Genomic DNA, 22,367 nt, shown 5'->3' on the forward strand with positions numbered 1-22,367 from the left:
TTATGCAATTATTTTATAATGCTACTATAAACGAAGCCACTGAAACCTTTTCTTTCGACAGAGAAGAAAGCAAACACATCATTAAAGTATTACGTAAGAAAGACGGCGATATTTTATTTGTAACTAATGGTTTAGGATTTTTATTTAAAACCGAAATTGTATTAGCTTCCGATTCGAAATGTACGGTTCAAATGGTGTCCTTTGAAAAAGCAGCTGCTGCTCCATTTCAATTGCATTTAGTCGTAGCACCAACCAAAATGAATGACCGATACGAATGGTTTTTGGAAAAAGCAACCGAAATTGGTATTCAAGAAATCACTCCTATCATTTGTGATCGTTCCGAAAGAAAAGTAATCAACATCGAGCGTTTTGAGAAAATTATTCTTTCAGCAATGAAACAGTCTAACGAATTGTATTTACCTAAACTAAATCCTACTATTTCGTTTAAAGAATTCATGAAACACAAAAACAAAGGACTGCAACTGATTGCACATTGTGAAGAAACAGATAAAAAAACACTAAAATCTGTTTTACAATCGAACACAGATGTTACTGTATTAATTGGTCCTGAAGGTGATTTTTCCGAAAAAGAAATTGCATTGGCATTGGAGCAGAATTACATTCCTGTGTCTTTAGGTAACACAAGACTCCGCACTGAAACGGCCGCTGTAGTAGCCTGTCATAGTGTGGTGTTTTTTAATGAGAAATAAAATAGACTATGAGCAAAATCAATTTCTTATTGTTATTCCTGTCTTTTCAATGCTTCGCTCAGGAAATTGCCTTGGTAAAATACCACGGAGGAGGCGATTGGTATGCGAACCCTACTTCGTTACCCAATTTAATTCGTTTTTGTAATAGCACTATTCAGACGAAAATTAAATCAAAACCGGCTACAGTTGAACCAAGTAGCCCAGATATTTTTAGTTACCCTTATATCCACATGACGGGTCACGGAAATGTAGTTTTCAATCCCGAAGAAGAAACCAACCTGAGAAATTACTTGAACTCAGGAGGATTTCTACACATTGATGACAATTACGGAATGAACGAATACATTCGGAAAGCCATAAAAAAACTATTTCCATCAAATGAATTAGTTGAAATTCCAGCCAATCACCCCATTTTTCAAAAACCGTTTTCTTTCCCAAATGGTTTGCCTAAAATTCACGAACACGATAATAAGCGACCACAAGCCTTTGGAATTTTTATAAAAAACCGATTGGTGTTATTGTATACTTTTGAATGTGATTTAGGAGATGGTTGGGAAGATGCCGAAGTACACAACGATCCTATTGAAGTACGCCAAAAAGCACTAAAAATGGGTGCTAATATTATCAATTATATTTTCAATAATTAATGCAACTTACTCACGAAAATACTTCTTTCGAAAAGAAAAACTTCCCTATTACCTTAGTTTGTGACCATATTTATTTTCAACAAAATATAGGATCGCTATTTCGAATTGGAGAAGCTTTTGGTATCGAGAAAATTATTTTCATTGGGAAAGACATTCCTTTGACTCCCAGAAAAATAAACAAAACTTCTCGAAGTACTCATTTACAAGTACCTCATACCATTATTGAAGAAACGGAAAGCGCGATTGATTATTTATTGAAAAACAAGTACGAAATTATTGCTTTAGAAATAGCCGAAACGAGTTCGCCTATTAACGAAGTAATTGTGAACAAAAACCAAAAAATTGCCTTGCTAATTGGAAGTGAAATAGCCGGTATTAACGAATCACTATTATCCATTGCAAACCAAATTACTCATATCACTATGTATGGAAATAACAGCAGTATGAATGTAGTTCAAGCTACAAGTATTGCCTTGTATGAAATTACAAATAAATTGAATAAGGAATAATTTAGTAGCGTTTTAGAACCGTATCAATTGCTTCTTTTGAATCTTTTTCTATCTTTATAACATAAATCCCTTTTGAAATGATTTCATCTAAAACTATTGCTAACGGAATTTTAAGATCCATTGGAACTTTGGTTGTTATAGCCATTTCTCTTTATTTCTTATATCAAATACAATCCGTACTCATTTATCTTATAGTATCTTTAATTCTTACCTTAATTGGGAAACCCATCATGAGTTTTTTAAAAACTCGTTTGCGATTCCCCAATATTGTAGCTACCATAAGCACATTAGTTTTATTCTTTCTCCTTATCATCGGATTCATTTCACTTTTTATCCCTTTGATATTATCTCAAAGTGAAAACTTGTCTCTACTCAATACCGCTCAAATAGAACAAAATATCAACGAGTTAATCAATCAAATTGCGGTTTTCCTCGATAATCACAATTTAGATTCTACCAAAATTTTAAAAGAAGCCAATATCATTTCTAAAATTAATTTCCATTTTATTCCAGAATTATTGAATACTGTGATTGATACTATTAGTAGCTTTGGTGTGGGACTGGCTTCGGTATTTTTTATTACTTTTTTCTTTTTAAAAGACAAAGTTCACTTTATCGAAACACTAAAAAAATTAATTCCAGACAGCCACGAAGAACCTATAATTAATTCCCTTGATAAAATCAATCATTTATTATCTCGTTACTTTATTGGGTTATTATTGCAACTCAGTATTGTTTTTGTTTTGTACCTGATTGTCTTATCCATTTTCGGAATTTCTGATGCTGTTATCATCGCTTTTTTATGTGCGGTTTTAAATATCATCCCGTACATAGGTCCTTTAATCGCATCCATTTTAGCTGCTGTCCTAACTATGATAAGTCATTTAGGTAATGATTTTCAAACAGACACTTTGCCTACTACAATTTATATTCTAATTGGATTTTGGATTGTACAACTCATTGACAATAATTTATCACAACCTTTTATTTTTTCTAAAAGTGTAAGTTCTCATCCATTAGAAATATTCTTAGTAATTTTAATCGCAGGTTTCCTCTCTGGAATATTAGGAATGGTAATAGCCGTGCCTTTGTACACTATTTTAAAAGTAATTGGGAAAGAATTTTTTCCAAAAAATGTGGTGATTCAATTATTAACTAAAAACATCTAATCTTGGATTTACCTATTTTAAATCCTAGAATACAGGAATTTATTCAAGAACAAATTGGCGTTTCCATTTCAAAATTAGCGCTTCAAAAAAATCCTTTTCCAGAAGTGGCATGGATAACTATTTTAAACCAAATTGAAGCCAAGGCAAAAGCAAAAGATAAATTACCTACTTGGTTCAAGACCGCTACTATTATTTACCCTTCTAAGATTTCTGTGGAGCAAACTTCGTCAGAAAAAACGGCCGAATACAAATCGAATCTTATCGAGGGAGATAGCCTTATTGATTTGACAGGTGGTTTTGGCGTGGATGATTTTTACTTTGCTAAAAAATTTAAAAATGTCACGCATTGCGAAATCAATTCGGATTTATCAGAAATTGTCAAACATAATTTCAACCAATTAGGGGTTGCCAATATTGACTGCATTGTTGGAGATAGCTTAGCTACTTTAGAATCAACTTTCATAAAATGGGATTGGATGTACATTGATCCTTCTCGACGTAATGATGCCAAAGGCAAAGTTTTTATGCTAAAAGATTGCTTGCCTAATGTACCTGAGAATTTAGATTTCTATTTTGAAAAATCAGATGCTATTTTAATTAAAACAGCGCCGTTGTTGGATATTGCCGCTGGACTATCCGAACTACAAAATGTGAAAACAATCCATATTGTAGCTTTGGAAAACGAAGTAAAAGAATTGCTTTGGGAATTGCACAAAAACTATTCGGGTGCAATTACCATCAAAACGGCTAATCTTACTAAAGAAACTATTGCTACTTTTGAATTCCAACTCAACGAAGAAGACACCGAAGCCAATTATTCACTACCGCAACGCTATTTATACGAACCCAATAGCGCCATTATGAAATCAGGCGGTTTTAATGAAGTTAGCACTGCTTACCAATTGAACAAACTGCACAGACATTCTCATTTGTACACCTCCAATGAATTAAATGATTTTCCTGGACGCGTTTTTGAAATTCAAGAAAGCATTCCTTATGCCAAAAAAGAACTCAAAACTCATTTAGAAAATTCCAAATGCAACATTACTACTCGGAACTTTCCTGAAACAGTAGATAGTATTCGGAAAAAATGGAAGATTAAAGAGGGAGGTAATTCGTATTGTTTTTTCACAACCGATATGAATAATGATAAAATAGTTTTAATTTGCGCCAAAATAAAATAATCATGAAACACGTACTTGCTATCGCTATATTCTTATTCAGTTTGCAATCATTCGCACAAAAACCGTGCGAATACACTACTGATGTAACTGATTCTATTGGCACCTATAAATCTACCAAAGAATATATGATTGCCGAGAAAAACTTTGCAGGTACGTCAAGTTATATCTTCTTTTCTTTGGCTGTAGCCGATGGAATGCCTTTGTTGAACGTTCAATTGATTCAAAAAAGCAAAGGATTTATAAAAGCCAATTGTTTCGATAAAAATTCGAAATTATTTTTACAATTAAACAATGGAAAAGTAGTAACTCTAATTCACACTGATCAAGAAAACTGCGGAACCATGCTACGTGATGACAAAGGATTTGATAATCGTCTCACGCCTGGAACTTTTATGTTTATGAAAGATAGTTTTGAGGAATTAAAAAAATCACCGGTATCGATGATGCGTATTAAATACCTAACTGATACGGAAGATTATGTACTCAAAAAACAATTCACATCCGAGTTGAATAATGAAGTGTACGAGCCTGAAACTTACTTCATACAAAACATTGACTGTGCGAAATAAAATTAATATAATTATTTCTAATTAAATCTACCACAGATTCGCTGATTTTTTACCACATCCCGAAACGTCTGGACGGGACATAGAACTAATAGTAACCCATTGGGTGAAATTGTTTTTTAGATTGTAAATTTTCGTCAGTTCGAGTGATTTTCGCCAGAAAATCGTATCGAGAACAAGAAAATTTATCATCAAAAACGGTTCTCGATACATTTTTTGCTTCATTTCATTACTCAAAAAACACTCGAACTGACGTTTTTGATAATTACACTCAACGGGTTAATCGTATTAAGCAGTACTATTTTTTTACATAGCTATGTGAATAGTAAAACGTCTATCCCCATCTTTGTAAAACCATCAAGTCTATGTTTCTATGTGGTTAAAACAAAGTTCAATGATTCAATACCGAAAATCACTCGCATTCCCATTTGGTATTAGAAACTTTATCTTTTGAAGCATTGAGCAAATTATAATGCCACCATTCCGAATCAAAAGAGACAAAGCCGTTTTCTTGCATGATTTGTTTCAGGAATACCCTATTTTGCTTCACCTCATTAGAGAGATTTTGGTAATTATGACCCGCTTCGGGGCCAAAGAAATCAAATGAAGTTCCCATATCCAATGCCACACCTTTGCTATCTACTAAAGTAATATCAACCGCTCCTCCTCTATTATGTATGGAACCTTTAGCTGGGTCGGCTACATATTCCGGATTAGAAACAATTTGCCACATTCTTTTTTGAATATCCAAAGGACGGTAACAATCAAATAGTTGGATTCGGTAGCCTTTTCGAATAAATTCCTTATTGGCTTTTACCAAAGCTTTTACGGTTTTTAAACGCAAAAAACATTCGGCACAATCATAAACTTTGGCTTTCAAAAAATTGTCCGTAGTAGCATATTTCATGTCATACACAAAATCAGCGTTATAGTCTTTTAAATTGACAAAAGTAGTGTCCGAAACCACTGCTACCCGCTGCGCTTTTAGCAAAGTAGTCGTTGTAAAGAAAACCAGTAGTAAAAAAGATAATCGCAATCGCATCGCTTTATTTTCTATAATTATCTGTTAAAAGTATTTCTTTTTTTTGACTCTTTAGTGCCAGTTCTATTAAATTTGAATTCGTTACATGGTAACCCAATAGAAAATCATATTTTTGACTAAAATTATACTTTTATGAAAACCCAATCTATAGTTTGTACCTTCTTTATTTTCATCACTACTTTTTCGGTATTGGCTCAAGCCAAAAAAAACATTCCTGCTAGCCAAATTGAATTTCAATCATCGGAATACAAAAACAAAATGTTTTATCTAGCTAGTCACTATGGGAAGTACCAAACTCTTTTGGACTCCGTAAAAGGAACTAATGACGGAAAGTTGGTCTTCAAAAAAGACCAAAAATACGTTGAGGGAATCTATATGTTGGTGACTCCCGACAAGAAAATAGAATTGGAATTCTTGATGGATGCCAACCAAAAATTCAATATCCAAGTAACCAATCCAACGGAAAAAACTTTGGCGATAAGCAATTCGGTTTTAAACCAAGATTTCAACAACTTCAATTCCTTTTTCAAAACCAAAATGGAAGGAATCAAAGCCTTAGAAAAAACTTTAGCCGATAAAAAGACCAAACAAGACAGTGCTTTAGTTATTAAAGATTTAAAGAAAATTCAAAGCGAAATCAATACCTATAAAAACAATTACATCCAGTCGAATCCTAGCAATACGTTGGCATTATTGTTCCGAATGAGCCAACCTATCGATAATTTCTTGAACAAACCTGCCGAAGAAAAATTAGCTACCAAAACCGATTCGATTGCCTATTTGAAAAAACACTTTTTTGACGGAATTGATTTTAAAGACAATCGTTTGTTGCGCAATCCGTTTTTAGAGAACCGCATCGCTACCTATTTCAACTCTTTTGTTCCTGTAACTCCCGAAGCGGTTACCTCTGAAATAGTCCAGATTTTGAATCAAACCGACCTGCCTAGCGGAGACGTGTTCAAATACCTCAGCTTGCATTTTGTCGATTTGTATTCCGAGCCTAAAATCATGGGGATGGACCGCGTATTTATCAATATTTACAATACCTATTTCAAAAACAAAGAATATGCTTGGCTGCAGCTCAAACAAAAAGAATTCTTTAAGTTCAAAGTATCGAGTATCAAAGACAATTTAGTGGGCGACAAAGGGCGAAATTTATTCATGTTGACCCAAGACCAAAAACGAATTGACTTGTATGACATCAAAGCTAAATACACCATAATTGCTTTTTGGGACCCTACTTGCGGGCATTGCGCCACCGAAATTCCAAAAATGCATGAGTTATACGAAAAGGAATGGAAACAAAAAGGTGTAGTCGTTTTTGCGGTAAACAACAACAACTATGAGATGGTAAAATGGAAAGAGTTTATTGATAAAGAAAAACTATCCGATTGGACAAATGTATACCCTGCTCCTGTGGTTACGGGCAATTACACCAAGGAAGATGTCGATTTTCAAACCCTCTACAACGTGAGACAAACTCCGGTTATCTATCTTTTAGACCAAGACAAGAAAATCATTGCTAAAAAAGTAGGAGCTGAAAATTATACTAAAATTATAGAGCAATTAGAGAAGAAGAATTAATTGTATTAGTAGCACCCATCGCATCTTCTCAACCAGTGCTGTCCCGCTATCCGCGCTACACGGTAGCTTGCTTCTATCGGGGCTAGAATACCCGTATATTTTTCAGTACTCAAAAAAAAAGAGAGACATATAGTCTCCCCTTGTTTGAAATAAATTAATTTAAATATTGATTATCAATATGTTAAATTGTGAAATTTGTGTCATCACTAACTTTGATACACGACCATCATTTTATCAAATAATTTGTCAACCCATATTATAAGAATCTGATAAACTGTTATCATTATAGGCATCATTACATTAAGCATAATGAATTTTACTTTTTCAACCTTTTCATTGTCTAACAAATTACTTTTTTGATAAACATTAATAAATGATTTAAAAAAATTCAAGACAATTATTGAAAGAGAAAAAAACAATAAGAATATTATTAATTTATTAGATAGTGAATTAAGCATATAATTCAGGCCAATTATAATAACACCATATATCACTAATAAGATTAAATAATTTTTACTAATTTTTCCTCCATCTATTTTTTTGTAGATTAAATAATTTAGTAATAAAACAAATACAGTATAAAGAACTTTTATAATCATCATTATTCATTTTTATTATTTAACGAAAGGGATTGGTATACTAATGTTGATTGCCCCTGCTGGCGCGAGCATCTTGCTCGTGCCATGTAAATAAACAAATCAATCCAGTTGATTGACATTACTAAACAAATATACTGAAAATTCTTTCTAATTGATACCCACAAAAAAAACCGCTGCTCAAAGTCTCCGATGGCGCGGATTTACAAACCCGATGGCGCGGATTTACAATCCGTGCCTACCGTAGACGGTAGCACAGCTGTGGCAAACAAATCCACGCTGCACAAAGTCTCCTGACTTTGAGCTTAATCAAATATAGTAAAAAAACTTTCAAAAAAATTCAAACAAAAAAACCCACTGTTTCCAGTGGGTTTGTGATGTGATCGCAGAAGGATTCGAACCTTCGACCGCCTGCTTAGAAGGCAGGTGCTCTATCCAGCTGAGCTATGCGACCAATAATTGTTATGTCGGGGTGGCAGGATTCGAACCTGCGGCCTCCTGCTCCCAAAGCAGGCGCGATAACCGGGCTACGCTACACCCCGAAAAAGCAAAATTAAAAAGCGGAGAGACAGGGACTCGAACCCTGGCGACGATTGCTCGTCGACAGATTAGCAATCTGCTCCATTACCACTCTGGCACCTCTCCAAGCTCAAAGAACGTGTCCTATTTTGCGGTGGCAAATGTAGCACTTCATTGTATTAATCACAACTATTTTATGGCTTTTTTTACTTTTATTTTCAGATTTCAGTTAAATCTGTTCACTATCAAGGGAGTAGCCACAAATAAAATCCCATAAATAATTCCCAAAACAGAATACTGAAATCAAAATTTGAATTTGCATAAAAAAGATTAAATTTGCTACATCAACTAATTAGAAGTGCTATGAACAAAAGAGTCGTTATTGTTGCCGCTGCCCGAACTCCTATTGGAAGTTTTATGGGAGGATTATCTACTACTCCTGCCCCACAATTAGGAGCCGTTGCTATTAAAGGCGCACTAGAAAAAATCAATCTCGACCCTACTCTAGTTGACGAAGTGTTCATGGGCAATGTGGTACAAGCCGGCGTAGGCCAAGCCCCTGCACGACAAGCAGCTCTTTTTGCAGGGTTACCCAATTCTGTAGCTTGTACAACCGTAAATAAAGTATGTGCTTCTGGAATGAAATCAGTGATGTTTGCCGCTCAAGCCATTCAATCTGGCGATGCCGAAATTGTGGTGGCAGGCGGAATGGAAAACATGAGTTTGATTCCACATTACACCCACCTTAGAGCTGGGACTAAATTTGGCCCAACTACCCTACAAGACGGAATGCAGAAAGACGGACTTACCGATGCGTATGACAATACCGCTATGGGTGTTAGCGCCGACCTTTGCGCCAACGAATATAAAATCTCTAGAGAAGAACAAGACCAGTTTGCTATTCAATCGTATGAGCGAAGTGCCAAAGCTTGGGAAACAGGAAAATTTGACAACGAAATTGTTCCGGTTGCAGTGCCTCAACGAAAAGGAGAACCTGTAATCGTTTCAAAAGACGAAGAGTACACCAATGTAAAGCTAGACAGAATTAGTGGCTTAAATCCGGCTTTTACCAAAGAAGGAACGGTAACTGCCGCCAATGCTTCTACCATTAACGATGGAGCTGCTGCTTTGGTAATTATGAGCGAAGAAAAAGCACTCGCATTGGGTTTACAACCTTTGGCTTATATCCTTTCGTATGCCGATGCTGCTCAAGAACCAAAATGGTTTACCACTAGTCCGGCGTTAGCACTTCCGAAAGCCTTGAAAAAAGCGAATCTAACTATTGAAGACGTAGACTATTTTGAGTTTAACGAAGCATTCTCTGTAGTAGGTTTGGCGAATGCCAAAATATTAAATATTGACCTCAATAAAATCAACGTCAATGGTGGTGCTGTGGCGCTAGGACATCCGCTAGGCTGTTCAGGAGCTAGAATCATTGTTACCTTATTGAATGTTTTAGAACAAAATAACGGAAAAATTGGAGCAGCAGCTATCTGTAATGGTGGCGGTGGAGCTTCTGCAATACTAATTGAACGAGCCTAAATCATTCCCTTGATTTACAATCATAACTATAAAAAGTCTTAGATGTTTGGAATTTGTAACCTAGCCATTATCCCACTTCGATTGGAGCCTAGCGACAGAAGCGAAATTGTTTCTCAAGTCTTATTTGGCGAACATTTCGAAGTGTTAGAAGAGTTAAAGCAATGGCGCCGAATCCGACTACACTATGACGATTATGAAGGTTGGGTAGACTCAAAACAATTTCAAATTATTACTGAAGCGGCTTACAATACTCTTTCAAAAGAACCGATTGTATTGAATGCTGATTTGATTGATTACATTTCGGCACCCAATAATACCTTGCTTCCCATTCCTTTAGGAGCGTCCCTTTCTTTTTTAAATCACAGCGACATCAATTCGGCTCATTTTGAATTTGAAGGTAGTAAAACAAGTGGAATACAAGACAAAAGTAAATTGATCAATACCGCTTTTATGTATTTAAACGCGCCCTATTTATGGGGAGGAAAAACGCCTTTTGGAATTGACTGTTCTGGGTTTACTCAAATGGTGTACAAATTGAACGGCTACCACTTATTTAGAGATGCTTCGCAACAAGCCACGCAAGGAGAGGCATTGAGTTTTATTGAAGAAAGCGAACCTGGAGATTTAGCTTTTTTTGACAACGAAGAAGGTAACATTATTCACGTAGGCATCATTATGGAAAACAATTACATCATTCACGCTAGCGGAAAAGTACGTATCGATCGTCTGGATCACTTGGGGATTTTTAACCCCGAAACTCAAAAACATACTCACAAATTAAGAGTCATCAAAAAAGTCATATAAATAAAAAAGCCGAATTTTTCAATTCGGCTTTTTTATTTCTGATAAAATGAAATTATTTTTTCATTTTAGCTTTTAACGCTTTTGCTTTTTCAGTCATTTCTAAAGCTCTGTACACGCTTAACAAAGTTCCTTTTACTTCCTCGTTAGTACCGTCTAATTCAGACGCTTTTTCCAAGTAAGGCAAAGCAGATGTAAACACTGCCTCTCTTTGTTTTTTAAGTACTTCGTAACGTTTGTTGTCTTTTTCTGAATTTCCTAATTTTTGAATTTCTTCAAATAATTTTTTATCGGCATCCAATTTTAAGATCGCCAAGTTCAAATACGCATTTACGTAATCTGGTTTGATTTCGATAGCTCTTTTGTAATACTTCTCAGCTTCCGCTAAATTTTTAGCATTATAACTGATTACACCTAAGTTAAAAACCAAATCAGCATCGTTTGGACTTTGTGCCAATACTTCAGTGATTAATTTTTTGTACGTTTCGTAATCTTTAGTATCCAAATACAAATTAGCCTCTGTAAGAATCAACGATTTATCACCAGGGTTAGCCGCTCTTGCTTCAGCAACTGCTTTTTTAGCTTCAGCAACTTTACCATTTTGAACTAAAATCAAAGCCATGTTTTTGTAAATCTCACCTCTTTTAGAAGGAATTTCTTCGGTTCTTGGCTTTTCGTGAGTTCCTAATTTCACCATTTGGTCTCTTTCTTTGGCCGTAGAGAAAAATTGCTCTTCACCATTGATTTTGTTTACTGCATAGAAATTAGTCCCTTTCCCAGAATAATTTAATTTTTTCAACTCATCATACGCATTATATGCTGTTTCATACTCTTTAGCATTTACATAAGTAGATGCTGCATAGTACAAATTGATCGTGTCTTTTTTGTCTAACAAATACGCATCGTATAATTTTTTTGCTCCAGTAGCATGCTTTTCAGCTTTTGAATCTGCAATTGCACTATTGATTAGTTTGTATTTAATATCAATAATTGAAGTACTTGCTTGAGCTGAATATTTTGCTTTTCCTGAAGCTTTTTCAATAGCTAATAAATCTTGGTATGCTTTGGCTGCAGCCGAAAGATTTTTATCGGTATCTTCATTTTTATTGGCTAAAGCCAAATGTGCATTTCCTTTTACAAAACAGAATTGTGCTTTTTCAGCATCTGGCGCAGTTGCAGAAGCAGCCTCCGCTCCTTGTAAAATAGTAATTGCTTCTTGAGCATTACCTGCTTTTAAGGCTTTCTCAGCCGCTTTGATTTGGTCTTTTTGAGCAAAAGTGGCAACTGATAGCAATAATGCTGATGCAAGTAGTACATATTTACTTTTCATAGTATTCTAAATTTTATTTTTATTTAATGTATTGGTTTTAATTATTCGTCTGAATCGTCTTCGTCAGCATCATCAACATCTTCTTCGTCTTCGATTTCATCTTCTTCCTCGTCCTCATCGTCAGTAGCACCATCATCTTCTAGCACTTCTAGAACTGGTTTCACTCTTTCAATAGCTTCGACTTCAATTGGATTACCGTCTTCGTCTAATTCTACTTCAGCAGGATCGTCTTTCATCACTTTGGTTACCGCAGCAATAGAGTCATTACCTTTAATGTTGATTAATTTAACGCCTTGAGTAGCACGTCCCATGACACGAAGATCTTCCACTGCCATTCTGATAGTCAATCCTGATTTGTTGATAATCATCAAGTCGTCATTGTCAGTCACTGCATTAATAGAGATCAATTGACCTGTTTTTTCAGTAATGTTCAATGTTTTCACTCCTTTTCCACCACGATTCGTGATTCTGTACTCGTCTAAGCTAGAACGTTTACCGTAACCATTTTCAGCAACAACTAAAATTTCGCTGCTCATATCGTTTACTGTTACCATTCCGATTACTTCGTCTTTATCGTCTTTCAAAGTAATTCCACGAACTCCTGAAGCTGTTCTTCCCATTGGACGGGTTTTAGTTTCTTCAAAACGAACTAATTTACCTGATTTTACAGCCAAAATAATTTGACTTTCACCATTGGTTAATTGAGCTGCCAATAATTCGTCGCCTTCTTTAATAGTAATTGCAGCAACCCCATTCACACGCGGTTTAGAATATTTCTCTAAAGAAGTTTTCTTCACCTGTCCTTGTTTCGTTACCATTACTAAATTATGGCTACTTACATACTCCTTATCTTTCAAGTCTTGCGTGCAAATGAATGCTTTCACTTTATCGTCAGACTCAATGTTGATTAAGTTTTGCAATGCTCTTCCTTTAGCCGTTTTACTTCCTTCTGGAATTTCGTACACACGCATCCAGAAACATTTTCCTTTTTGCGTAAAGAACATCATGTACTGGTGATTCGTAGCTACAAACATGTGCTCTAAGAAATCTTGATCACGTGTTCCAGCACTTTTTTGTCCTACTCCACCTCTATTTTGAGTTTTGTACTCAGACAAGTTCGTACGTTTGATATAACCTGCATGCGAAATTGTAATAACTACATTTTCATCGGCAATCAAATCTTCAATACTTACATCTCCACCAGAATATTCGATTTGAGAACGACGCTCATCACCGTATTTGTCTCTGATTTCAGTTAATTCTTCTTTAATTAATGCGATTCTTAAATTCACATCTGCTAATAAAGCTCTTAAATGCTCAATTAACTTCATGATTTCTTCGTACTCAGCACGTAATTTATCTTGCTCTAATCCTGTTAATTGACGTAAACGCATTTCAACAATAGCACGAGCTTGAATGTCTGATAATTTGAATCTTTCGATTAATTTTTCTTTGGCTTCATCCGTATTTTTAGAGGCTTTGATTAAAGCGATTACTTCGTCAATATTATCAGAAGCAATAATTAATCCTTCTAAAATGTGCGCTCTTTCCTCTGCTTTTCGTAATTCAAATTGTGTTCTACGAATCACTACATCGTGACGGTGTTCTACGAAATGATGAATCATATCTTTTAGATTCAACGTCTCTGGACGACCATTCACTAAGGCAATATTATTCACACTGAATGAAGATTGTAATTGTGTATACTTATATAAGGTATTCAAAACTACATTAGGCGTAGCATCACGTTTCAAGATGTAAACGATACGCATACCGTTTCTATCCGACTCATCACGAATATTGGCAATACCTTCGATTTTCTTTTCGTTGACCAAGTCAGCAGTACGTTTGATCATATCTGCTTTGTTCACTTGGTACGGAATTTCAGTCACAATGATAGATTCTCTACCATCTACTTCTTCAAATCCTACTTTAGCACGAATAACCACTCTACCACGACCTGTTTTGAAAGCCTCACGAACACCTTCGTATCCGTAAATAATTCCTCCTGTTGGAAAATCAGGCGCTTTAACATGTGTAATTAACTCGTCAATTTCAATATCGTTATTATCAATGTAAGCGATTGTTCCATTAATAACTTCTGTTAAGTTGTGAGGCGGCATATTGGTTGCCATACCTACTGCAATACCTGTAGCTCCATTAATTAATAAGGTAGGCACACGTGTTGGCATTACTTTAGGCTCATACAACGTATCGTCAAAGTTCAATTGAAAATCAACTGTTTCTTTTTCGATATCTGCCATAATTTCTTCCGAAATCTTACGCATTCTAGCCTCTGTATAACGCATCGCTGCAGGACTATCTCCATCGACAGAACCAAAGTTACCTTGTCCATCTACTAACAAATAACGCATACTCCATTCTTGAGCCATACGCACCATTGCATCATAAACAGAAGTATCACCGTGCGGGTGGTACTTACCTAAAACCTCCCCTACAATTCTAGCGGATTTCTTGTGGGCTTTATTTGAAAAAACTCCTAAATCATACATTCCATAAAGTACTCTTCGATGCACTGGTTTCAAACCATCTCTAACATCTGGAAGCGCTCTTGATACAATTACCGACATCGAATAATCGATGTAAGCTGATTTCATTTCATCTTCTATGTTAATAGGAATTAACTTTTCTCCTTCAGACATAAGTTATTATATTAAAAAATTATATTAGTTTCAAAACGTGCCAATATACGGATATTTGAAATTTTTAAAGGCATTTTTAGCTACTTATTTCAATGATTTATTAACAACTTTTCAATGTGTTTTAGTTAATAAAATAAGCAGATTTTTTCTTTCGTTTTATTATTTTTTTTGTCAATTAGCTGACAGCAGTTGTTATGGGTATGATATTTGTTTTTCAATCCTCAATTAACTAAATTTACACTATCAAAAATAAATTTATGGATGATAATTTTTCACCAAGAGTAAAAGATGTTATCACTTATAGCAAGGAAGAAGCTTTGCGATTAGGTCATGACTTCATTGGGACTGAACATCTAATGCTAGGTATTCTTAGAGATGGAAACGGAAAAGCGATTCAAATTTTGAATAATTTATCTGTAGATTTAGATCATTTACGCCGAAAGGTAGAAATTTTAAGCCCCGCCAATCCAAGTATTGACGTGAGTGTAGAAAAGAAAAACCTGCATCTTACACGTCAAGCAGAAAGAGCTTTAAAGACTACTTTTCTAGAAGCAAAAGTATTCCAAAGTCCTTCAATTAGTACAGCACATTTGCTTTTATGCATTTTGCGAAATGAAAACGATCCAACAACCAAACTACTCAATAAGATGAAAATCGATTATGACGTAGTTAAAGAACAATATGTAAATATGACTCCAGTAGAAGATGATTTCATGGAAAACTTGCCAAAAAACGAGTCGTATAATGACGATTCAGGACAAGATGACAGCCTTAAAGAAGGGAATTTTAATAATCCAACCAATAAATCCAATAAGAAGTCGAAAACTCCTGTTTTAGATAACTTCGGAAGGGATTTAACAGAAATGGCCGAAGAAGGTAAATTAGACCCTGTAGTGGGACGCGAAAAAGAAATTGAACGTGTTTCCCAAATTCTAAGCCGTAGAAAAAAGAACAATCCGTTATTGATTGGAGAACCTGGTGTGGGTAAATCAGCCATTGCCGAAGGTTTAGCTTTGCGAATTATCCAAAAAAAGGTGTCTCGTATTTTATTCAACAAACGTGTGGTAACCTTAGATTTAGCCAGTTTAGTTGCCGGAACTAAATACCGAGGTCAGTTTGAAGAACGCATGAAAGCGGTAATGAATGAACTAGAAAAAAATGACGACATCATTCTTTTTATTGACGAAATTCACACTATTGTAGGAGCTGGAGGAGCAACGGGTTCTTTAGACGCTTCCAATATGTTCAAACCGGCTTTGGCACGTGGTGAAATACAATGTATTGGAGCTACTACTTTAGACGAATACCGCCAATATATTGAAAAAGACGGGGCGCTAGAAAGACGTTTTCAAAAAATAATTGTGGAACCTACTTCGGTTCCAGAAACAATTACCATTTTGAATAATATCAAAAACAAATATGAAGATCATCACAATGTAACTTATACTCCCGAAGCAATTGAGGCTTGTGTAAAATTAACCGACCGTTATATGTCGGAACGCTTTTTACCAGACAAAGCGATTGATGCTTTGGACGAAGCAGGATCAAGAGTTCACATTACTAATATTGAAGTTCCAAAACAAATTTTGGATTTAGAACGCCAATTAGAAGATGTTCGTGTTTTGAAAAATGAAGTCGTTAAGAAACAAAAATACGAAGAGGCAGCTAAACTTCGTGATGACGAAAAACGTATCGAAAAAGATTTGGCTATAGCCCAAGAACAATGGGAAGAAGAGGCTAAAAACAATCGTATTGAAGTAACCGAAGATAATGTAGCCGATGTAGTTTCCATGATGACAGGAATTCCTGTTAATCGAATTGCGCAAACTGAAAGTAATAAATTAGCTAAACTACCTGAACTTATTGAAGGAAAGGTAATTGGGCAAAAAGAAGCCGTTCTAAAAATTGCACGTTCTATTCAAAGAAACCGTGCTGGATTAAAAGATCCTAACCGACCTATTGGTTCTTTTATTTTCTTAGGACAAACAGGTGTGGGTAAAACCCAATTAGCCAAAGTAATTGCAAAAGAATTGTTCGATTCGGAAGATGCTTTAGTTCGTATCGATATGAGTGAATACATGGAAAAATTTGCAATTTCAAGATTAGTTGGAGCGCCCCCAGGATACGTAGGCTACGAAGAAGGCGGACAATTAACCGAAAAAGTGCGTAGAAAACCCTATTGTGTTGTGCTATTAGACGAAATCGAAAAAGCACACCCTGATGTATTCAATATGTTACTTCAAGTGTTGGATGACGGATTCTTAACGGATAGTTTAGGTCGTAAAATTGACTTTAAAAACACCATCATTATTATGACATCTAATGTTGGCGCTAGACAATTAAAAGATTTCGGACAAGGTGTCGGTTTTGGTACAGCAGCAAGAACAGCACAAGTAGATGATAATTCAAAAAGTATTATCGAAAATGCGTTGAAAAAAACATTCGCTCCTGAATTCTTGAATCGTATTGATGATGTTATCGTTTTCAATGCTTTAGAGAAACACGATATTGATTTGATTATCGAAATCGAGTTGAAAAAATTATACGCTCGTATCGCTGACTTAGGTTACAAGTTAAGTTTATCTGACAAAGCAAAAGCTTTTATAGCTGAAAAAGGATTTGACAAACAATTTGGAGCCAGACCTTTAAAAAGAGCGATTCAAAAGTATGTAGAAGATTCATTAGCCGAAGAGATTATCACTTCTAAAATTGGATCTGGAGACGAAATTTTTATGGACATTGAAGAAGGAGCTCAAGAGTTGACTGTACAGGTTCACAAAGCCGGAGAGCCAACAAATCAATAAAAACAATTTTTTTTATATAAAATTGACTAACCCGTTATGTATTTTACTTAACGGGTTTATTGTTTACATTTGACAATAATTCTGTTTTTCATTTTTAAATCAATTTGGTATGAACCCCTATTTAGATATAGTATTACGAAGTATTTCTGTTTATTTTTTCATGATTATTGCCTTGCGAATTTTTGGCAAGAAAGAATTATCTCAGTTAAATACCGCTGATATTATTTTAATATTATTGATAAGTAATTCAGTTCAAAACGCAATGGTCGGTAACGATACCAGTTTATGGGGCGGACTCACTGCCGCTGCAGTCCTGTTTGCCTTCAATTTCATCTTAAAAAAATTGATATACACTTACAAACCCTTTAGCGATTTCATGTTAGAAAAACCGCAAATATTAATTCATGATGGTAATTTAGACTTTAAAAAACTAAGTAAATTAAACATTACTTCTGAAGAATTAAAAGAAGCAATGAGGGAACATGGAGTGGAATATTATAAAGACGTAAAATTAGCCATGCTTGAAATAGATGGTAACATCAGTATTATATCTATATCAGGAAAAGAAACGCTTCGCCAAACTCATTACAAAAGAATGAAAAAATCAAAGAAAACGATTAGATAAAAAAGGCTGACCATTTGGTCAGCCTTTTTTTTATCTAAAATAATCTGTTATAAAAATAAATTTAAAACATAATAAGTAATTGCTGCTAGAAGAGCCGAAACAGGAATAGTTAAAACCCAAGCCCATAACAAATTCACTGTCACTCCCCAACGTACTGCAGAAACCCTTTTGGTTACTCCTACTCCGATAATAGAACCTGTGATAGTATGCGTTGTTGATACTGGTATTTTAAAGTGTTCTGTCAAAAATAAAGTTATAGCACCCGCAGATTCAGCCACTACTCCTTCAAATGCATTTACTTTTGTGATTTTAGATCCCATTGTTTTTACAATTTTCCATCCACCGCTTAAAGTTCCTAAAGCAATAACGGTGTAACAAGTTAACGGAATCCAACCTGGCATATGAGACGAAATTCCTTTCTCCTCATCAGGCAAAACAACATTCAAATCCAACCATCCCGCAGATAAATCAACATGTGGATTCATTCGAACGTACACGGCTACTGCCGCAGCAATGATACCCATAACTTTTTGCGAATCGTTACCACCATGTCCTAAACTAAAAGCCGCAGAAGATAATAATTGCATTTTTTTAAGTACCGCCTCCGATTTAGCTGTAGAAAATGAACTAAAAAACAGATTAAATATGGCCAAACTAAAGAAAATGACACCTACCAAAAACCACTTAATATTGTGAGGCTCTGTAATCACACTCCAAAAAGGGCTATCGAATCTCGGTTTTTCAATTTTATCATAAGGAATCAATACCGAAGATAAAAACCAAACTACTAAAAGCATTAATGTTACAGTAAGTAGTTTAGGATAAATGTTTTTCTTAGAAGAATACATTAACCATAATGAGATAAAATACGAAATAATCATCCCCAATAAAGGTGCGAAAACTATAAACATAATGACAATTAAAACTCCTGAAGGTAATAATTCACCTTCTTTAGCAGCTTTAAACCAACTTACAATTTTCAAACCGTAATGTTCCGGATCTTGAACAATACCTGAGAACCCATGAGCAATTGCAGCCCCTGCAAATCCTCCAATTAAAGTATGAGAGGATGAAGACGGAATTCCTTTCCACCAAGTAAAAAGGTTCCAAATAATAGCTGCTATAACTCCAGATAATATTACAATTAAGTTAATACTACTTGTGTGAGCTGTTTTGGCTACAGTATCTGCCACTCCAAAACCGAAAACCCAATAGGCTAAAAAGTTGAAAAATGCTGCCCAAAGCACTGCTTGAAAAGGAGTCAAAACCTTAGTAGCTACAATAGTAGCTATAGAGTTTGCAGCATCGTGAAAGCCATTGATATAATCAAAAACTAACGCTAAAAATATGATAATTAAAAGTATAGTAAAGTCCATAAATACAGGTTCAGTAAACTGATTAATTAAGAGTGTTTTACTGCAATAGCTTCTAAAACACTTGCTACGCTTTTACATTTATCAGTAGCCGATTCCAAAACAGACAATACTTCTTTGTATTTAATTACATTAATTGCATCTGTCTCGTTTTCAAAAATTTCAAAAACTGCTTTGTTATATACACTATCTGATTTATTTTCTAACTTATTAATTTTAGAACAAGCAGTAGCTATATTTTTAACCTTTTTTAAGTCTTTTAATTCTTTCACTGCCGATTCAATATTCTGACAAGCTTCTAAATTAATCTCTGTTAATTTTCGGATTGACTTTGTAATTTTATCAACATGATACAAACGCATTCTACTCGCCGCTCCTTGAAGATTACCAGCTACATTATCAATAGAAGTAATTAATGAGTGAATGTCTTCTCTATCAAATGGAGTAATAAAATTTCTACTCAATTCTAAATTAGTTTGACGTGCGATATCTTCGCCTTTTTGTTCCAACTCATCTATTTTTTGAAAAAGAACTTCTCTTTCTTTCAATGGTAAATTAACTGCTTCATGTAAATGAGATGCTAATTGAACTAAATTTGACGAAGCTTCTTCAAAAAGTGGAAAAAACTTTTTGTCTTTTGGTACTAGAAATTGAAAAATACTGTTTAATGACATTTTATTTAGATTTTAGAACTGCAAAATTAGTTGATTATTTTACGTTAATGTTAAGCTATTGTTAACAATTGGATTTAAACCCAAATTTACACATTAAAATAACATTTATATAAAGTTAAATTAATTTAATACCTTCTATCGTCTTCGTGTGATTATTGCCCTTATTTAAAAACGAAGAATAAATTATAAAAACAACAAAATTCACACAATACAAGCAATCGTAAAGTGAATTTCAGCGCGAAATAGTTTGATTTTTATAAAAAAAAGAAAAATAAAACAATACGCTTTGAATCAAAAATAGACTACAAAAACACAAAACCAATCAATAAAAACAAACTATATTTTGCAAAATAACGAATATCGATAAAATTAGCCTCTCATTTTTAAAATATTCGTAAAAAGCATATTTTAGGTTTTCTTTTTTATAAAAAAATGTACTTTTGAAGAATCAAATGACAAGCAACAGAAATACATATTCATCTTCGATAACAACTTCAATTGAAGTTGCATTTTCTGTTACATTTACTGCTACAACAACTACTACCCCTTAGGGGTATACATTTTACATATAATCTTGCTATATTTTACTTTTCCTAAAAAAGGAGAAAGTTCTTGGATGTATAGAAAATAGTTGCATTTTTAAATAAAACACACACAATGAAAGTATTAAAATTTGGCGGCACTTCAGTAGCCAATGCAGAAAATATAAAACGCGTTCTTACAATAGTTACAGAAAAAGCAAAAAACGAAAAATTAATTGTCGTAGTTTCTGCCTTAAGTAAAGTAACTGACCTATTACAATTAGCTTCGCAAAAAGCAGCTTCAAATGATGAGAGCTATAAAGAAATTGTAACTGAAATTGAAAAAAAACATTTAGACACCCTAAAGGAATTAATTCCTGTAAGTGAACAAAGTAGTTTATTAAGCCATTTAAAACGAATAGTAAACCATCTTGAAACATTATTAGACGGATGTTTCCTTTTAGGTGAACTTTCTCCTAGAACCGAAGATACTATTTTAGGTTTTGGCGAATTACTATCTTCTTATATTATTGCTGAAGCTCTAAAACAAAAAGAGAAAAATAGTGGGTATGCCGATAGTCGTGAACTAATCAAAACCAATGCTAATTTTGGAAAAGCAGCAGTTGATTTTGAAGCTACCAATCAATTAGTTGCTGATTTTTTTGCCGCTAACGAAAATCAAGTGGTTGTACTTCCTGGTTTCATTGCTTCTACTGCTGACAAAATACCAACAACTTTAGGACGTGGTGGTTCTGATTATACAGCAGCCATAGTAGCTGCAGCTTTAAATGCCACTGAATTAGAAATTTGGACTGACGTAAACGGAATGTTTACTGCGAATCCAAAAATTGTGAAACAAGCCCAACCTATTGCAACTATTTCGTACCAAGAGGCAATGGAATTGTCGCATTTTGGTGCCAAAGTATTGTACCCGCCAACCATTCAACCAGTATTGAGAAAGAATATTCCAATTCTAATCAAAAATACGTTTGAACCAGAAGCGGTAGGAACGTATATTTCAAATGATGTTATTTCTCAAACGAATCCTGTAAAAGGGATTAGTCACATTGACAACATTGCGCTATTGACATTAGAAGGCCCAGGAATGGTAGGCGTTTCAGGTTCGTCGAAACGACTATTTGAAGTTTTATCGCAAGAAAATATCAATGTAATTTTTATTACTCAAGCTTCTTCGGAACATTCAATTTGTATCGGGATTTTAAATTCAGATGCTGAAATAGCCGAAATAGCCATCAATAAGGCCTTCGAAATTGAAATCGCTCAAAATAAAATTGATACCTGTATTGTGGAGAACAACTTATGCATCATTGCATTGGTAGGTGAAAACATGAAAAATCATCAAGGTTTAAGCGGTAGAATGTTCAGCACTTTAGGTAAGAATAACGTAAACATTCGTGCTATTGCTCAAGGCGCTTCAGAAAGAAATATTTCTGCCGTAATCAATGAAAGAGATGTCAAAAAAGCATTAAATACATTACACGAAAATT

18 protein-coding genes and 3 tRNA genes are annotated in these 22,367 nt (G+C 34.6%); 12 read left to right on the forward strand and 9 right to left on the reverse strand.

Annotation, left to right across the window (positions count from 1 at the left end; genetic code table 11):
• Positions 1 to 2 precede the first annotated feature (2 nt).
• The 3 genes from Q0L65_RS01770 to Q0L65_RS01780 are packed head-to-tail and all read left to right on the forward strand — an operon-like array spanning position 3 to position 1,866.
• The gene (locus Q0L65_RS01770; protein ID WP_296682754.1) at positions 3 to 710 is read left to right on the forward strand and encodes a 16S rRNA (uracil(1498)-N(3))-methyltransferase; all 708 of its coding nucleotides are present in this window, start codon (positions 3 to 5) and stop codon (positions 708 to 710) included.
• A gap of 8 nt (positions 711 to 718) precedes the next feature.
• Positions 719 to 1,357 (forward strand): DUF4159 domain-containing protein, encoded by a 639-nt coding sequence (locus Q0L65_RS01775; protein WP_296682758.1) that lies wholly within the window; start codon positions 719 to 721, stop codon positions 1,355 to 1,357.
• Positions 1,357 to 1,866, forward strand: a complete 510-nt coding sequence (locus Q0L65_RS01780; protein ID WP_296682760.1) for a TrmH family RNA methyltransferase — start codon at positions 1,357 to 1,359, stop codon at positions 1,864 to 1,866. The genes Q0L65_RS01775 and Q0L65_RS01780 overlap by 1 nt, the downstream gene beginning before the upstream one ends.
• Before the next feature lies 1 nt (position 1,867).
• On the opposite strand, the gene Q0L65_RS01785 is transcribed toward Q0L65_RS01780, so the two are convergent.
• Positions 1,868 to 2,011 (reverse strand): hypothetical protein, encoded by a 144-nt coding sequence (locus Q0L65_RS01785; RefSeq protein ID WP_296682784.1) that lies wholly within the window; start codon positions 2,009 to 2,011, stop codon positions 1,868 to 1,870.
• On the opposite strand from Q0L65_RS01785, the gene Q0L65_RS01790 reads away from it, so the two are divergent.
• From Q0L65_RS01790 to Q0L65_RS01800, 3 genes are read left to right on the forward strand one after another with little or no spacing between them, the layout of a single operon-like run.
• Positions 1,944 to 3,035 carry an AI-2E family transporter gene (locus tag Q0L65_RS01790; protein WP_296682762.1) on the forward strand — a complete coding sequence of 364 codons (1,092 nt, stop codon included), beginning with the start codon at positions 1,944 to 1,946 and terminating at the stop codon, positions 3,033 to 3,035. The genes Q0L65_RS01785 and Q0L65_RS01790 overlap by 68 nt on opposite strands.
• Before the next feature lie 2 nt (positions 3,036 to 3,037).
• Complete coding sequence (locus Q0L65_RS01795) at positions 3,038 to 4,219, forward strand: class I SAM-dependent methyltransferase (RefSeq protein ID WP_296682763.1); 1,182 nt, start codon at positions 3,038 to 3,040, stop codon at positions 4,217 to 4,219.
• Between the two features lie 2 nt (positions 4,220 to 4,221).
• Entirely contained in the window at positions 4,222 to 4,788 is a 567-nt protein-coding gene (locus Q0L65_RS01800; protein WP_296682765.1) for a hypothetical protein, read from the forward strand.
• Between the two features lie 409 nt (positions 4,789 to 5,197).
• Here Q0L65_RS01800 and Q0L65_RS01805 read toward each other — a convergent pair whose 3' ends face one another.
• A complete protein-coding gene (locus Q0L65_RS01805) occupies positions 5,198 to 5,827 on the reverse strand; it encodes a M15 family metallopeptidase (RefSeq protein ID WP_296682767.1) in 630 nt (209 codons plus the stop codon).
• A 132-nt stretch (positions 5,828 to 5,959) separates the two neighbouring features.
• On the opposite strand from Q0L65_RS01805, the gene Q0L65_RS01810 reads away from it, so the two are divergent.
• Positions 5,960 to 7,411 (forward strand): TlpA family protein disulfide reductase, encoded by a 1,452-nt coding sequence (locus Q0L65_RS01810; protein ID WP_296682768.1) that lies wholly within the window; start codon positions 5,960 to 5,962, stop codon positions 7,409 to 7,411.
• 976 nt (positions 7,412 to 8,387) lie between these two features.
• Here Q0L65_RS01810 and Q0L65_RS01815 read toward each other — a convergent pair.
• From Q0L65_RS01815 to Q0L65_RS01825, 3 genes are all read right to left on the reverse strand, one after another.
• Positions 8,388 to 8,461: transfer RNA gene (locus Q0L65_RS01815), tRNA-Arg, on the reverse strand.
• 13 nt (positions 8,462 to 8,474) lie between these two features.
• Positions 8,475 to 8,549, reverse strand: a tRNA-Pro gene (locus tag Q0L65_RS01820).
• Positions 8,550 to 8,568: 19 nt separating this feature from the next.
• Positions 8,569 to 8,652 (reverse strand) — tRNA-Ser (locus Q0L65_RS01825).
• Positions 8,653 to 8,889: 237 nt separating this feature from the next.
• Here Q0L65_RS01825 and Q0L65_RS01830 point away from each other — a divergent pair.
• Entirely contained in the window at positions 8,890 to 10,068 is a 1,179-nt protein-coding gene (locus Q0L65_RS01830; RefSeq protein WP_296682770.1) for an acetyl-CoA C-acyltransferase, read from the forward strand.
• Between the two features lie 42 nt (positions 10,069 to 10,110).
• Entirely contained in the window at positions 10,111 to 10,872 is a 762-nt protein-coding gene (locus Q0L65_RS01835) for a C40 family peptidase (protein ID WP_296682772.1), read from the forward strand.
• A gap of 52 nt (positions 10,873 to 10,924) precedes the next feature.
• Here Q0L65_RS01835 and Q0L65_RS01840 read toward each other — a convergent pair whose 3' ends face one another.
• Positions 10,925 to 12,199 (reverse strand): tetratricopeptide repeat protein, encoded by a 1,275-nt coding sequence (locus Q0L65_RS01840; RefSeq protein WP_296682773.1) that lies wholly within the window; start codon positions 12,197 to 12,199, stop codon positions 10,925 to 10,927.
• 41 nt (positions 12,200 to 12,240) lie between these two features.
• Positions 12,241 to 14,862 carry a DNA gyrase subunit A gene (gene gyrA, locus Q0L65_RS01845; protein ID WP_296682774.1) on the reverse strand — a complete coding sequence of 874 codons (2,622 nt, stop codon included), beginning with the start codon at positions 14,860 to 14,862 and terminating at the stop codon, positions 12,241 to 12,243.
• A 257-nt stretch (positions 14,863 to 15,119) separates the two neighbouring features.
• Between gyrA and Q0L65_RS01850 the strand changes: the two genes are divergently transcribed.
• Both Q0L65_RS01850 and Q0L65_RS01855 read left to right on the forward strand, forming a co-directional pair.
• Positions 15,120 to 17,666, forward strand: a complete 2,547-nt coding sequence (locus Q0L65_RS01850; RefSeq protein ID WP_296682776.1) for an ATP-dependent Clp protease ATP-binding subunit — start codon at positions 15,120 to 15,122, stop codon at positions 17,664 to 17,666.
• Between the two features lie 109 nt (positions 17,667 to 17,775).
• Positions 17,776 to 18,291, forward strand: a complete 516-nt coding sequence (locus Q0L65_RS01855; protein ID WP_296682778.1) for a YetF domain-containing protein — start codon at positions 17,776 to 17,778, stop codon at positions 18,289 to 18,291.
• Positions 18,292 to 18,338: 47 nt separating this feature from the next.
• Here the strand turns inward: Q0L65_RS01855 and Q0L65_RS01860 are convergent, their stop codons facing one another.
• Positions 18,339 to 19,667 (reverse strand): inorganic phosphate transporter, encoded by a 1,329-nt coding sequence (locus Q0L65_RS01860; protein ID WP_296682779.1) that lies wholly within the window; start codon positions 19,665 to 19,667, stop codon positions 18,339 to 18,341.
• 26 nt (positions 19,668 to 19,693) lie between these two features.
• Positions 19,694 to 20,338 (reverse strand): DUF47 family protein, encoded by a 645-nt coding sequence (locus Q0L65_RS01865; RefSeq protein WP_296682781.1) that lies wholly within the window; start codon positions 20,336 to 20,338, stop codon positions 19,694 to 19,696.
• A gap of 657 nt (positions 20,339 to 20,995) precedes the next feature.
• On the opposite strand from Q0L65_RS01865, the gene Q0L65_RS01870 reads away from it, so the two are divergent.
• Positions 20,996 to 22,367 (forward strand): aspartate kinase (locus tag Q0L65_RS01870; RefSeq protein ID WP_296682782.1); only part of this gene is annotated, 1,372 nt, incomplete at its 3' end.

It is taken from the genome of Flavobacterium sp. (genome assembly GCF_024642105.1).
GTDB lineage: Bacteria > Bacteroidota > Bacteroidia > Flavobacteriales > Flavobacteriaceae > Flavobacterium.

Bases quoted from the DNA above. Each gene is read 5' to 3' on its own strand.
- Q0L65_RS01770 (WP_296682754.1), top strand. From the start codon at position 3: ATGCAATTATTTTATAATGCTACTATAAACGAAGCCACTGAAACCTTT.
- Q0L65_RS01775 (WP_296682758.1), top strand. From the start codon at position 719: ATGAGCAAAATCAATTTCTTATTGTTATTCCTGTCTTTTCAATGCTTC.
- Q0L65_RS01780 (WP_296682760.1), top strand. From the start codon at position 1,357: ATGCAACTTACTCACGAAAATACTTCTTTCGAAAAGAAAAACTTCCCT.
- Q0L65_RS01790 (WP_296682762.1), top strand. From the start codon at position 1,944: ATGATTTCATCTAAAACTATTGCTAACGGAATTTTAAGATCCATTGGA.
- Q0L65_RS01785 (WP_296682784.1), bottom strand. From the start codon at position 2,011: ATGGCTATAACAACCAAAGTTCCAATGGATCTTAAAATTCCGTTAGCA.
- Q0L65_RS01800 (WP_296682765.1), top strand. From the start codon at position 4,222: ATGAAACACGTACTTGCTATCGCTATATTCTTATTCAGTTTGCAATCA.
- Q0L65_RS01805 (WP_296682767.1), bottom strand. From the start codon at position 5,827: ATGCGATTGCGATTATCTTTTTTACTACTGGTTTTCTTTACAACGACT.
- Q0L65_RS01810 (WP_296682768.1), top strand. From the start codon at position 5,960: ATGAAAACCCAATCTATAGTTTGTACCTTCTTTATTTTCATCACTACT.
- Q0L65_RS01830 (WP_296682770.1), top strand. From the start codon at position 8,890: ATGAACAAAAGAGTCGTTATTGTTGCCGCTGCCCGAACTCCTATTGGA.
- Q0L65_RS01835 (WP_296682772.1), top strand. From the start codon at position 10,111: ATGTTTGGAATTTGTAACCTAGCCATTATCCCACTTCGATTGGAGCCT.
- Q0L65_RS01840 (WP_296682773.1), bottom strand. From the start codon at position 12,199: ATGAAAAGTAAATATGTACTACTTGCATCAGCATTATTGCTATCAGTT.
- gyrA (WP_296682774.1), bottom strand. From the start codon at position 14,862: ATGTCTGAAGGAGAAAAGTTAATTCCTATTAACATAGAAGATGAAATG.
- Q0L65_RS01850 (WP_296682776.1), top strand. From the start codon at position 15,120: ATGGATGATAATTTTTCACCAAGAGTAAAAGATGTTATCACTTATAGC.
- Q0L65_RS01855 (WP_296682778.1), top strand. From the start codon at position 17,776: ATGAACCCCTATTTAGATATAGTATTACGAAGTATTTCTGTTTATTTT.
- Q0L65_RS01860 (WP_296682779.1), bottom strand. From the start codon at position 19,667: ATGGACTTTACTATACTTTTAATTATCATATTTTTAGCGTTAGTTTTT.
- Q0L65_RS01865 (WP_296682781.1), bottom strand. From the start codon at position 20,338: ATGTCATTAAACAGTATTTTTCAATTTCTAGTACCAAAAGACAAAAAG.